Here is a 12,740-nt window from a genome sequence, read left to right on the forward strand (position 1 = left end):
AGCTATTTTTCTTTGAAATATAAAAAGCTAACAAAAAGAAAAGGAGCTTGAAAAAACTCCCTTTCGAATTATGGATATAATTATCTGTGAATTACAATACTACTAAAACGCCAAAATATAAATCTGAAGTACTTAAATTTAAATTAAAATTATTTGACTTTGATATTGTTCCTTCATCATTTTCACTTTTATCACTGTAGTAACCAATTGACCCCAAATGAGCATTCAAATAAATTTTATTAGTAAGGCTATAAGTTAGTCCTGGTCTCACTCCTATAAATATTGAATTACTATCTGATTCACTTCCGGTATTAGTTACGCTATCACTATATATATTTTTACTTTTTTGATATGAATACATCAATTCTCCCTGCACATTAAAAGCAAGTTTATTGTTAATAGCAAAATATTTTCTGATATAAGGAGCTATGCTCAATCCATTACTTTTATACTCATCATCACTTTCAACAAATTTAGAGTTTACAATATTAAAACCTGGCATTACACCTATTATTAAATTACTATCTATCGCATATCCAATATCTGGTTTTATAAAAAATGATGTTCGTTTATAATTGGAATCATAACTTTCGTTCTGGCTTTCATAATTTTGAGAAGTGAAATTAATTGAACCACCAACAAGCCATTGGTTTTTTGATATTTCAAATTTCTCTTCTGAAGTTTGAGCAAAAGTAAATGTGCTCATCAATAATAACGCAATAATTAAATGTGTTTTCATAAATATGTTTTAAAGATTAGATTTATATTTACCAAACATTATACCAAATACGACATTTTATGTTAAATTTTCTTATTTATAATGTAAATAAATTAATATTTATTTACATGAATATTTATATAATAAAAAAGCAAACCTAAAATAGGTTTGCTTTTTACTTTATTGAGATTCCTGCTTTCGCAGGAATTAATTAAATATGTAATGCTCTATCCTCAGTAGCAGCTAAAGCAGCTTCTTTAATAGCTTCTGTAAATGTTGGATGCGCATGACTCATACGCGATACATCTTCAGCCGATGCTCTAAATTCCATAGCCACTACAGCTTCTGCAATCATATCGGCAGCACGGGCACCAATCATGTGAACTCCTAAAATTTCATCTGTTTTCTTATCGGCTAGAATTTTAACGAAACCATCTAAATCCATACTAGCTCTACTTCTACCTAAAGCACGCATTGGGAAAGAACCTGTTTTATATTCTACTCCAGCTTCTTTAAGTTGTTCTTCTGTTTTACCAACAGCAGCCACTTCTGGCCATGTATAAACAACACCTGGAATTAAATTATAATCGATGTGTGGTTTTTGTCCAGCCAACGTTTCAGCTACAAAAACACCTTCTTCTTCGGCTTTGTGCGCTAACATGGCACCTTTTACCACATCGCCAATAGCATAAATGTTTTTAGCAGATGTTTGTAAATGGTCGTTCACTTCTATTTGACCTCTATCGGTTAATTTTACGCCAGCAGCTTCAGCATTCAATCCATCAGTATATGGACGACGACCTACAGACACTAAGCAGTAATCACCTTTAAACTCGATTTCTTCACCTTTTTTGTTATCAGCTTTCACAATAACCTCATCGCCTACACGCTCTACCGATTTCACTTTGTGAGAAATATTAATATTGAATTTTTGTTTTTTCAACACTTTGTTAAGCTCTTTTGAAAGGCCCGCATCCATAGTTGGAATGATGCGATCCATATATTCTACTACGGAAACCTCTGCACCTAAACGTTTGTAAACTTGACCCAGTTCCAAACCTATAACACCACCACCAATTACGATTAAGTGTTTTGGTATCTCTTTAAGTTTTAAAGCTTCAGTTGAAGTAATAACGCGTTCTTTATCAACAGTTATAAATGGTAAACTTGAAGGTTTACTACCTGTTGCAATAATGGTATTTTTAGCTTCAATTTCAATTGTTTCTTCACCTGCAATGCTAATATGCGTGGCATCTTTAAAGCTTCCTATACCTTGATACACATCAATGTTATTCTTCTTCATTAAAAAATCGATACCTCCTGTTGTTTGATCGACTACCGATTGTTTACGGGCTATCATTTTTTCAAGGTTCACCTTAATATCACCAGGAATTTCAATGCCGTGTTCTTCAAAATGTTTAACAGCATCTTCATAGTGGTGTGAGGAATCCAAAAGTGCTTTACTTGGAATACAACCTACATTTAAACAGGTACCACCAAGGGTATTGTACTTTTCTATTATGGCCGTTTTCATGCCCAATTGTGCGCAACGAATCGCTGCTACATAGCCCCCAGGACCCGAGCCAATAATGGCTACATCGTATGAATTCATATTATATTATTGAAGTTCGATTGTTAAACATTGATAACAAAAATACAAATGTTTTGTGGTAAGACAATAAAAAAGAAATCTTAAATAACGCGAATAACTATTTCTATTACATTGAAAATAAAATACGTAATAGATAAGAATCTTTTAATCTATTGGCGTTATTCTGATAACTTTTCATTCAAGTTAATAGTGTTTAGTATCCAATCAATTTCGGGGTCCACATGCAGGTTTCGATCTTCAATAGTAGGGGTAATTTCAATATCTGGTTTCACACCAAAACCGTCGGGTGTTTGTTTATATGGTGCTTCCATTTGCATTAACCCCATTCTTATTTTAAGTTTAGAATTTGGCATTTCATAAATTCTATAAATACCCGCAACACAACCATTGTAGGCGCCACCGGTTTCTTCACCTACAAAAACAGCACGTTTATTGGCTTGTAAATGGGTTGAAATTAGAGATGATGCTGAAAAAGAATTTCCGTTAGTTATTACAAACAACTGGTTTTTATAATTTAATTCATCAGACTTTCTTTTCTTATTGTATTTCATTTTGAAATATATTTTATCATCCTCTTTTTTAGTTTTTAAATATTGAAAAGCTAAACTTGTTGGATCTAAAGCAAATAAAGTTCCAAAAACTTTTAAAATTGCAGGATTACCATTGCTTAATAAAAATTTTAGATAGGGAAACCTACTATTAACTTCTATAGGTGCTATAAAAACATACTCCTCATTGGTTAAATAAGAATATAACTTATCAATTTCTGTAATTCTACCACCGCCATTATCTCGTAAATCTAAAATGAGATTTTTGGTTTTTAGTGAATCTAATGCTTTAAAACTTTCTTTATAAAATTTCTTGTAATTACCGTTACTGAATTCTCTAATTTTCATGTAAGCCACGGTACTATCAATTCCTATGAAATCGAAATTTCTGGTATATTCTTTTTTTGCAGCTATATAACCACGTTTTCTGTTTTCTTTACGTTTCTTTTTGGCATCCAAACGGTTTTGCTGTTTTTCTTCTTTGGTTAGCTTTTTGGCAGTTACAGAAGTTACAGAATCATTCTCTTGTTTTTTTTCTTCTTTTAAAACACGTCGGAATGTTTTTGTAAACAGCGAATCCTTTTGTTTAAATTCAATTTTTAAACTATCTAAAAAGCCTTTGTCTTTATAATAGAGCGTTGAAAAGTTTTTGCCTATAACTCTGTTATGTAATGTTTGATTATAACCATCGGATGCAAATCGGGTTTTATACTGTCGAACTAAATTGGATGCCAGTTCCTCATCAATTTTAATAACTTCACTTCCAATGAATGTTGAATCTTTTCCTCTAGTCCCAACTACCCAAAGCTTATCGTCCAAATACTCAAAATCCAAATCGTAAAACTCAAATTTGCGCTCTTTTAATGCTTTTTGCTCCTTTTTTGTGTAAAGTTTACTTACCGAGCCCACCGAAATATGGCCTTGTTTTATTTGAGCGACAACAGGTGACAATTTTTTATAGAATTCGCGAGATGTTATTGGGCTTTTAATACTTGTTTTTAAACTATCAAACTTAAAGTCTAAAACTTCTTTTGTGGTGTATTGATATAATTTGGGATGGTTTTTTTGTAATTGTTTGTAAACCTTATCAATATCACTCCTTAAATCTTCAACCGAATGTGCTTTAGTAATTTGTTCATTATATTTTTTAATGCTTCCGCAAGACACCAAAACCATTAAAACAATAAGAAACAAGAATTGTTTTTTCATATAATAACTTTCAAATTTTAAGCATTGTAAATTAGTTGTATTTTAATCAATAGAAAAAGGATTTAAATTTATTTAACGTTTCAATTAAATGGCATGCAAGTCTAAAAATAAATTTATGTAATTTTGCAGTCGATGCAAAAAAATATAAACATACAAAACAAAAAAGCGCGCTTTCTATTTGAAATTTTAGATAAGTACACCGCTGGTATTGTGCTAACGGGTACAGAAATAAAATCGATTCGGAGCAGTAAGGCTTCTATTGCCGAAAGTTTTTGTGAGTTTAATGAAAAAGGCGAACTTTTTGTAATTAATGCTACTATTGAAGAATATGCTTTTGGCAATTATTACAACCACCGCCCAAAAGCGGAACGAAAGTTGCTATTAAACAAGCGCGAACTTAAAAAATTACAAAAAGAAGTTCAAAGTTCTGGGCTTACTATTATACCATTGCGTTTATTTATCAATGAAAAAGGCTATGCCAAAATGGATATTGCTCTAGCTAAAGGTAAAAAGCTTTTTGATAAACGTGAAACGATAAAAGACCGTGATAATAAGCGTGACTTAGACCGTGTTAAGAAAAACTTTAAATAAATTACAAACATACTATTAGGTAAATAATCTGTTTAAAATGATGAAAAAATTGATACTTCTGGTTTTAATTACTTTTATGACCTCTGCCATACATTCTCAAGGAAAGAGCAAAGAGAAAGAAGCTCCAAAAGATTATTCCGAAAACGTTTCAACTATTAATAGTACCATCAATTCTTTATATGCTGCTATTTCTGGTGAAAAAGGAAAAAAAAGAGATTGGGCACTTTTTAAATATTTATTTCACCCCGATGGAAAATTAATTACTTCGGGAAAAAATGATGAAAGCAAGTTTCAAATACGCTATATGAAACCAGATGATTATGTAAAAAGTTCTGGAAAATGGATTGTCGATAATGGTTTTATTGAAAAAGAAGTTCACAGAGCAGTAGATGCTTTTGGTAATATGGCTCAGGTTTTTAGTACGTTTGAAGCATTTCAAAGTGAAAAAGACGAGGAACCATTTATGCGTGGCATTAACAGCATTCAATTACTTAACGATGGCACACGTTGGTGGATTGTTAATGTTTTTTGGGATAACGAAGATAGAAGAAACCCGATACCTAGAAATTATTTACCTAAATAGTTTGTAGTTTGTGGTTTGTGGTTTGTGGCAAAATAGTTTTTTAACCCAAAAATAAATAACAACCAAAAACTAACAACCAACACCCAATACCCAACAACTAATTCTTATCCTCCAACAAAGGCACAAACCTAAATTCACCAAACTCGTGTTGTTCAAATTGTTTGGTGTCTTTTCTAATAAAAAGGGTCATGATTTGCACATCGTCGCCCACAGGAATCACTAACCTACCTCCTATTTTTAACTGACTTAATAAGGGCTTAGGCACAAAAGGTGCGCCGGCGGTTACAATAATACTATCAAAAGGTGCTTCTTCATTTAAACCTTTGTAGCCGTCACCAAAAATAAGTTTCTTGGCACGGTAACCTAATTTTGGCAAAAATTTACTTGTTTTTTTAAACAATTCTTGTTGGCGTTCTATACTGTAAACCTTGGCTCCTAACTCGCATAAAACAGCTGTTTGGTAGCCACTTCCTGTACCAATTTCAAGAATTTTGTCTTCTTTTTGTACTTGTAGTAATTCCGTTTGAAACGCTACGGTGTAGGGTTGCGAAATGGTTTGTTCGGCTGCAATGGGGAAAGCCATGTCTTTATATGCATAATCTAAAAAACTGGAATCCATAAACAAATGCCTCGGTATATTGCCAATGGCATTTAAAACGGCTTCATTGGTTATTCCCTTGTTTTTTAATGTAGTAACTAATTGTTGGCGTAATCCTTTATGCTTAAAAGTGTCTTTCAATGTTGGCGTGGTTTATAGGGTAAAATTAGTTAAACATTTTTAGCTTAAAAAGTTTAAAATGCAATTAATTTCATGTTGTTTTTAATGAACTGATTATAAACTTTCTTTATTGTTCGCAAAATATCCTAAACCCATAAATTGCTGTTTTATGGTGGCTTCTTTTTGATGTCGTAAAAAAACAAAATATTTGTTCTTTTCTGCGTAAATCTGCGAAATCAGTGGGATGATTTTATAATTAATTATTGTTTGTTTTCCCGCTGATTTCTCGGATAATTGCTTATTTTTTTACCATTATTGTAAAAAACGGTTATACAGATAAACTTTTATAAATGTGCCAAAACTGGGGTTAAAATAAGATATTTAGCAAATATACCCGCGTTAGGGATTGAAACGGCATCCTTTTGGTTGCTTATTGTTAAGAACCAACCTTAAAAAACAAGTTGATAACTTTAAATTATGAATTTCTGCTTTCGTAGGAATAAAAAAACCAAAAGATATAGTGGAAAGCCCGACCCGTAGGGAAACGCCCTGATAATTTTTAACTAAAATTTCGTTCGGAATAATGAAATTGGTGTTTTAAAAATCTTATTTTTGTTGAAAACGTTACATATGATGCTAAAAGCTGGAGTACTTGGTGCTGGCCACCTTGGAAAAATTCATTTAAGACTTCTTAAACAATCTGATAAATATGATCTTGTTGGCTTTTATGATGCCGATGAAACCAATGGTAAAAAGGTAGAAGCTGAATTTGGGTATAAATTTTTTAATTCGATTGATGCACTTATTGATGCTGTAGACGTAGTGGATATTGTAACACCTACATTATCGCATTACGAGTGTGCTAAAAAAGCCATTGCAAAAGGAAAACATATTTTTATTGAAAAGCCAATTACCAATACGGTTGAGGAAGCCGAACATATTAGGGAACTTTTGGCGGAGCACAACCTAAGAGGGCAAGTGGGGCATGTAGAGCGCTTTAACCCGGCGTATTTGGCGGTGAAAAATGAAATTAATTCACCCATGTTTATTGAAACGCACCGTTTGGCAGAATTTAACCCACGTGGTACCGATGTGCCAGTGGTACTGGATTTAATGATTCATGATATTGATATTATTTTAAGTGTTGTTAAATCGAAAGTGAAACATATTAGCGCCAGTGGTGTTGCCGTAATTAGCAACTCGCCCGATATTGCTAATGCGCGTATTGAGTTCGAAAATGGCTGTGTTGCTAACTTAACAGCTAGTAGAATTTCGCTTAAAAAAATGCGCAAAGCACGTTTTTTCCAAAAGGACGCTTATATTTCGGTAGATTTTTTAGAAAAGAAATGTGAAGTTGTAAAAATGAAAGATGCTCCTGAAACTCCAGGCGATTTTGATATGGTACTTCAAAATGCTGAAGGTGAGAAAAAACAAATTTATTTTGATAATCCTGAAGTAGCAAATAACAATTCCATTCTTGATGAGTTGGAATCGTTTGCTCATGCTATAAACACAAATACATCACCAGAAGTAACTCTTCATGATGGAACGGAGGCGTTGCGTGTAGCTACACAAATTATTGAATGCTTTTAAGTAATTAGCGTCATTGCGAGGTACGAAGCAATCTTTTTATAAATTGACAGATTACTTCACTTCATTTATAATGACGAAACGATAAACATTTTAGTTTCATGAAAAATATAGCTGTAATAGGAGCTGGCACTATGGGAAATGGTATTGCACATACCTTTGCCCAAAGCGGATTTAAGGTAAACCTTATTGATATAAGTGAAGACTCGCTTAAAAAAGGTGTTGCAACTATTACAAAAAACCTTGATAGAATGGTTGCTAAGGAAACCATTACTTCATCTAAAAAAGAGGAAACTCTACAAAATATTTCTACGTTTACAAGTATTATTGAAGGTGTAAAAAATGCCGATTTAGTTGTTGAAGCAGCCACCGAAAACATTGATTTAAAACTAAAAATATTTAAACAATTAGACGAAATTTGTGAAAAAGATTGCATTTTAGCTACAAATACATCTTCAATTTCTATCACACAAATAGCTGCAGCGACCTCAAGACCTGAACAGGTTATTGGAATGCATTTTATGAATCCTGTTCCTATTATGCAATTAGTTGAAATTATTAGGGGATACAATACCAGTAATGCAGTAACTAAAACGATTATGGATTTATCCGTAGCATTAGGTAAAACACCTGTGGAGGTGAATGATTACCCAGGGTTTGTTGCCAACCGCATTTTAATGCCCATGATTAACGAATCCATCGAAAGTTTATATAATGGTGTTGCTGGTGTACATGAAATTGATACCGTTATGAAATTAGGTATGGCACACCCTATGGGACCATTACAATTAGCCGATTTCATTGGTTTGGATGTTTGCTTATCTATCCTTAATGTTATGCACGATGGGTTTAAAAATCCTAAATATGCGCCTTGTCCATTATTGGTAAATATGGTTCGTGCAGGAAAATTGGGCGTGAAATCTGGCGAAGGATTTTATGATTATTCTGAAAACAGAAAGGCTGAAAAAATTTCGAGGCAATTCCTCAAATAAGTTTAGTCGGATGTCGTGGAGTTGTTTAGTTGTTCTTCCTTTTCGACTTAATAACAAACAACTAAACAACATACATATTAACAACATAAAATGCACATACAAGAGAATCTTCAATATATAAAATCTACCCTTCCAGACCACGTTACTTTAGTAGCCGTTTCTAAAACCAAACCTGTTAGCGACTTAATGGAAGCTTATAATGCTGGTCAACGTATTTTTGGTGAAAACAAAATTCAAGAAATGGTTGATAAGCACGAAACCATGCCAAAGGATATTGAATGGCACATGATTGGGCATGTACAGAGCAACAAAGTGAAATATATGGCATCATTTGTGAGTTTAATTCATGGAGTTGATAATTTTAAACTATTGGAAGAAATAAATAAACAAGCCAAAAAACACAACAGAATTATTAATTGTTTGCTTCAAATAAAAATAGCTTCGGAAGATTCAAAATTTGGAATGACATCAAACGAAGCTTCAGAAATTATACAATCTGAAGCCTTTTCAAAATTAAAAAACATCAAAATAGTTGGTGTTATGGGCATGGCGACTTTTACCGAAGATAAAGATCAAATTAAAAAAGAATTCACCTTGTTAAAAACAATTTTTGATGATTTAAAATTAATCAAATCATGTAACTTTAAACCTGAAACCATTAGCATGGGAATGAGTGGTGATTACCAATTAGCGATAGATTGCGGAAGTACCATGGTTCGTGTAGGAAGCAGTATTTTTGGGGAACGAAATTATAATTAAAAATATTAAATGGGTTGTCGTGGATTTGTTCAATTGAAACAACAAACGACTTAACAACAAACATCTTAACAACAAACAACATTTACGCAATATTAGACATAGAAACCACGGGGGGAAAGTATAATGAAGAAGGCATCACTGAAATTGCTATCTATAAATTTGATGGCCACCAAGTAGTCGATCAATTTATAAGTCTTGTTAATCCTGAACGCGACATTCAGCCATTTGTTGTTAACCTTACAGGTATAAATAATAACATGCTACGGAATGCACCTAAATTTTATGAGGTAGCGAAACGCATTGTTGAAATTACCGAAGATTGCATTTTGGTTGCTCACAACGCTCAATTCGATTACCGTATTTTAGGTACCGAATTTAGACGTTTGGGGTTTGAATTTATTCGTCCGTCACTTTGTACCGTTGAATTAGCCAAAGATTTAATACCAGACCAACCATCGTACAGTTTAGGGAAGTTGGTACGTTCACTTGGCATTCCTGTAACCGACAGACACCGTGCTTCGGGTGATGCATTAGCTACGGTAAAATTATTCAAAATGCTTTTGGATAAAGACACTTCAAAAAGTATTATTCAGCAATCTATACGTTTAAACGCAAAGCACCAACTAGAACCTCGACATTTGGATATTCTTGAAGAGTTACCATCTGTTACCGGTGTTTATTATATTCATAATGCCAATGGAGACATTGTTTATATTGGAAAAAGCAATAATATAAAAAAACGTGTCAATCAACATTTCACCAACACCAATCAAAAATCAAAAAAAATTCAAGCACAAGTTTCTTCTGTTACTTACGAAGCTACCGGCAGTGAATTGGTAGCACTTTTAAAAGAAAGTGAAGAAATAAAACGTATTAAACCCATATTTAACAGAGCAATGCGTCGCACCGTTTTCACTCATGCTTTATATGGTTTTTTTGATGATAAAGGCTATATAAACCTTAAAATTGATGTTGCCGATTTACGTAAAAACCCAATAACAACGTTTACCAATAGAGAAAGCGGAAAAAGTTTTGTAAACAAAGTAATTGAAGAATATCGATTATGCCAAAAATTAGCAGGACTATATAAAACCAAAACGAGCTGTTTTAATTATGATTTAAAAACTTGTGATGGTGCTTGCATAGGAAAAGAACCTGTTGAATCGTACAATAAACGTGTGGAAGCCTTAATACTTAAAAATAGTTATAGAAATAAAAACATGGTTATTATTGATAGAGGCCGCGATATAGACGAGCGCAGTGCTATTTTAATAGAAAACGGTATGTTTAGAGGCTTAGGTTTTTTCAATTTAAATTATCAAATAACTAATATTGAAGTATTGGAATCTATCATAACTCCTATGCAAAATAATAGGGATACGCAGCATATTATTCAAAGTTATTTGAGAAAAAACAAGCAGGTTAAACAAATCTATTTTGATTGAGTATGAAAAAAATGACTTTAGTTTTAGTTTTTATCTTTAGTTTAAATATCTATTCGCAATCTGATTTTAATTCAAAAGATTATGCTGTTGCCTATAATGATTTACAAAATAACACTTATGAAAAAGATAGTACTGCCAACGCATTGGTTATTTATGAGTATGGCAATAGCTATGTAGAGCAGCAAGATTTTGAGTTAAAAACTGAAATTAAACGGAAAATAAAAATTTTAAATAAAGAAGGGTTTAACAAAGCAAACATGACCATTTATTTATATAATAATGGCAGTACAAAAGAAACCGTTAAAAATATTATTGCTACAACTTATAATCTTGTTGATAATAAAATTTCCACAACCAAATTAGATAAAAGCAATATTTTTGAAGATAAATACGATGAAAATCGTACACTTATAAAGTTTACGCTACCTAATATAAAAGAAGGTTCGGTAATTACATATAGTTACACCCTTAGTTCACCCTTTATGTTTAATTATAAAGGCTGGAGTTTTCAAGAAGATGTCCCTAAATTATATAGTGAATATAATACTAGCATTCCTGGAAATTGGCATTATAATATAAAACTTGTTGGTGGCAAAAAGTTAAGCACAAACGAATCTGTTTTAAAGAACAATTGTCTGGATGGAGGTAGAGGTGCTTATGCAGATTGTACAGTATCCATTTATGCCATGGAAAACATACCCGCATTTATTGAAGAGGATTACATGACTACCAAAAATGATTATTTAGCTCGCATTGAATATGAATTAAATACATTTCAAGGTTTTGATGGCACTGTAAAGCCTTATGCAAAAACTTGGGAAACTGTTGATAAAGAATTAAAGACAGATCAAAATATAGGCAGACAACTTATAAAATCTGTAGATACCGATGTGCTCTTATCTTCAAATATTTTAGAAGAAACGGATACTCTAAAAAAGGCTAAATTAATTTATAGTTTTATTCAAGAAAATTATACTTGGAATGAAGAATATCAAATATTTAAAGATGTATCGGTTAAAGATTTAATAAAAAACAAGTCTGGCAATGTGTCTTCTATAAACATTTTATTGCATAATCTACTACAAGATAGCGGTATAGATGTCAATCCTGTTTTACTTTCTACGAGAAATAATGGGTTAGCAACAAAAATATTTCCAGTAATTTCAGAATTCAACTATTTAATAGTAAAAACAACTATTAATAACAAAACATATTTATTGGATGCTACAGATAAATACCTAAGTTTTGGTGAAATCCCCTTTAGGTGCTTAACAGAATATGCCCGTGTTTTAGATTTTAAAAATGGCAGTGATTGGATGGATATTGAATTAGATAACACATCTACAGTGCAATATAGAGTTGATTTGAATTTGGATGACAAACAACATATTAGTGGTAGTTTATTAGCAAAAAAAACAGGCTACCATGCCCTAAATTCTAGAAAAGATTATTATCCTAACAAAGAGGCCTATATTAAAAAAATTCATGACAAGAACCCGTATAAAGAAATATCAAACCATCAGGTTTTAAGTGAGGGCGAAACAAGTTCAGATTTTATAGAGTCTTATGATGTTGAATACGAAAGCACAGAATCGGGTGATAATATTTATTTAAATCCGTTTTTAATTAAGTTTTTTAATGAGAACCCTTTTAAACTTCAAGAAAGAACCTATCCTATAGATTTTGGATATAAAGATTCTTATTTCTATGCATTGAAGCTTAATTTTAGTGATGCATATACCATATTAGAAAAACCTAAAGACTTAGTTTTAAGCATTCCTAATAACAAAGGGCAATTATTTTTTTCCTCTGTAGCAATAGGCAATTCTATTATGATTTCATTCAAAATAAATTTTAAAGAAGCTATTTATCAACCAGAATATTACCCTTATTTAAAAGAATTCATGAGTAAGATTGTTGACATTCAAACCAATTCCCTTATCTTAATAAAAAAGAAGTAATAAATCTTTTATTA

11 protein-coding genes are annotated in these 12,740 nt (G+C 32.0%); 7 read left to right on the forward strand and 4 right to left on the reverse strand.

All coding sequences use genetic code 11. From position 1 onward, the window contains the following. Positions 1-91: 91 nt before the first annotated feature. The 3 genes from EV196_RS06245 to EV196_RS06255 all read right to left on the reverse strand — a co-directional run bounded on the left by EV196_RS06245 (position 92) and on the right by EV196_RS06255 (position 4,087). Positions 92-739 (reverse strand): outer membrane beta-barrel protein, encoded by a 648-nt coding sequence (locus EV196_RS06245; RefSeq protein WP_132216256.1) that lies wholly within the window; start codon positions 737-739, stop codon positions 92-94. A 190-nt stretch (positions 740-929) separates the two neighbouring features. Further along, positions 930-2,330 carry a dihydrolipoyl dehydrogenase gene (gene lpdA / locus EV196_RS06250; RefSeq protein ID WP_132216259.1) on the reverse strand — a complete coding sequence of 467 codons (1,401 nt, stop codon included), beginning with the start codon at positions 2,328-2,330 and terminating at the stop codon, positions 930-932. 158 nt (positions 2,331-2,488) lie between these two features. Next, positions 2,489-4,087 (reverse strand): S41 family peptidase, encoded by a 1,599-nt coding sequence (locus EV196_RS06255; RefSeq protein WP_132216262.1) that lies wholly within the window; start codon positions 4,085-4,087, stop codon positions 2,489-2,491. Between the two features lie 132 nt (positions 4,088-4,219). On the opposite strand from EV196_RS06255, the gene smpB reads away from it, so the two are divergent. Continuing rightward, positions 4,220-4,678 (forward strand): SsrA-binding protein SmpB, encoded by a 459-nt coding sequence (gene smpB / locus EV196_RS06260; protein WP_132216266.1) that lies wholly within the window; start codon positions 4,220-4,222, stop codon positions 4,676-4,678. A gap of 37 nt (positions 4,679-4,715) precedes the next feature. After that, entirely contained in the window at positions 4,716-5,261 is a 546-nt protein-coding gene (locus tag EV196_RS06265; RefSeq protein WP_243652186.1) for a hypothetical protein, read from the forward strand. A 97-nt stretch (positions 5,262-5,358) separates the two neighbouring features. Here EV196_RS06265 and EV196_RS06270 read toward each other — a convergent pair whose 3' ends face one another. After that, a complete protein-coding gene (locus EV196_RS06270; RefSeq protein WP_132216269.1) occupies positions 5,359-6,000 on the reverse strand; it encodes a protein-L-isoaspartate(D-aspartate) O-methyltransferase in 642 nt (213 codons plus the stop codon). Between the two features lie 612 nt (positions 6,001-6,612). Between EV196_RS06270 and EV196_RS06275 the strand changes: the two genes are divergently transcribed. From EV196_RS06275 to EV196_RS06295, 5 genes are all read left to right on the forward strand, one after another. Then, positions 6,613-7,572, forward strand: a complete 960-nt coding sequence (locus EV196_RS06275; protein WP_132216568.1) for a Gfo/Idh/MocA family protein — start codon at positions 6,613-6,615, stop codon at positions 7,570-7,572. A 98-nt stretch (positions 7,573-7,670) separates the two neighbouring features. Beyond that, entirely contained in the window at positions 7,671-8,561 is an 891-nt protein-coding gene (locus tag EV196_RS06280; protein WP_132216272.1) for a 3-hydroxyacyl-CoA dehydrogenase family protein, read from the forward strand. Between the two features lie 90 nt (positions 8,562-8,651). Beyond that, on the forward strand, positions 8,652-9,320 hold the full coding sequence (locus EV196_RS06285; RefSeq protein WP_132216275.1) for a YggS family pyridoxal phosphate-dependent enzyme: 669 nt from the start codon (positions 8,652-8,654) through the stop codon (positions 9,318-9,320). A gap of 80 nt (positions 9,321-9,400) precedes the next feature. Continuing rightward, positions 9,401-10,765 (forward strand): exonuclease domain-containing protein, encoded by a 1,365-nt coding sequence (locus EV196_RS06290; RefSeq protein ID WP_132216571.1) that lies wholly within the window; start codon positions 9,401-9,403, stop codon positions 10,763-10,765. 11 nt (positions 10,766-10,776) lie between these two features. Beyond that, the gene (locus EV196_RS06295; protein WP_165876112.1) at positions 10,777-12,726 is read left to right on the forward strand and encodes a DUF3857 domain-containing protein; all 1,950 of its coding nucleotides are present in this window, start codon (positions 10,777-10,779) and stop codon (positions 12,724-12,726) included. Positions 12,727-12,740: the final 14 nt, after the last annotated feature.

This window comes from Mariniflexile fucanivorans, assembly GCF_004341235.1.
Taxonomy (GTDB): domain Bacteria; phylum Bacteroidota; class Bacteroidia; order Flavobacteriales; family Flavobacteriaceae; genus Mariniflexile; species Mariniflexile fucanivorans.